Here is a 984-nt window from a genome sequence, read left to right as displayed (position 1 = left end):
GTCGGGGAACACCTCGTCGAGCGGCGGCGCGGATTCCGGATCGGCTGTACGGTCGACGGCCCGCTGGGCGAGGTCCGGCTCGACCTCGCCGTCCAGGCCGAGCCCGAACTGCGCGTCGTGGGCGAGCGGTTGACCGGAGGCGGTCAGATCCTGCTGTCCACCGCGCTGCGCGACCCGGGGCGGCGTACGGTCCAGGCGGCCTGGCACACCGCGGGTGCCGTGCCGGTGACCCGGGCGCCGCTGCCGGACGACCTGCTGGGCACCGCGCTGCTCCCGTTGCGGGTCGCGGGCAAGACCCCCGGCCAGCGCCTCGTCCTGGCGGCGGCCGAACAGGCCCTGGTCGCCCTGCGCTCGGTGTTTGCCTGCGATCCGCGGCCCGAGCGGATGCGGGCGCCGGTCCCGGTGGGGGAGGGGCGGCTGCGCGGCGACTGCGGGAACCTGGCCGAAGTGCTGCGGCGTACGCGATCGGAGTGCGCGATCCGGCACGGAGTCCTGGTCGAGGCCTGCCGGGCGGGCTGCTCGGGCCCGGTGGCGGACCTGACGGCGGAGCTGCTCGACGACGGGATGGTACGGGCCGTGCTGGACCGGGGGGAGCGCGGGGCGACCCCGATCGGACGGTTGGGGGACGGGGAGCTGCGCCATCTCGCGCTGGCGCTGGTTCTGCTGACCGGGCCGGGCGTGCTGGAGATGGACCATGTCGCCGAGGTGCTGCCCGCCCGGCAGGCGATGACCGTCCTGGCGGACGGCTTCGACCGCTGCCTGGACCCGCGGCAGGCGCGCGAACTCCTCGCGCTGGCCGCACGGATGGGGGAGCGGGGACACGTACGGGTGGTGGGTGCGGTGCGCGACGGGGCGCTCGCGGCGTACGCGGGCGGGCTGGGGGGGGTGTCGGTGGTAGACCTTGGGGCGTGAACGAGGCTACTGGGACTGCTGATGACTGCTGATGAGGACGGGCCGGGGCGCGGGGGCGGCGAGGGCCATGGG

Annotated in this window: 1 protein-coding gene; it reads left to right on the top strand. The window is 76.0% G+C overall.

Annotated elements, in window-relative coordinates:
* Window positions 1-912 (top strand): hypothetical protein (locus AOK16_RS24965; protein WP_055474338.1); only part of this gene is annotated, 912 nt, incomplete at its 5' end.
* Between the last annotated feature and the right edge of the window lie 72 nt (window positions 913-984).

The organism is Streptomyces pathocidini (assembly GCF_001418495.1).
Classification (GTDB): Bacteria; Actinomycetota; Actinomycetes; order Streptomycetales; family Streptomycetaceae; genus Streptomyces; species Streptomyces pathocidini.
This window is presented reverse-complemented; position numbering and strand designations above follow the sequence as displayed.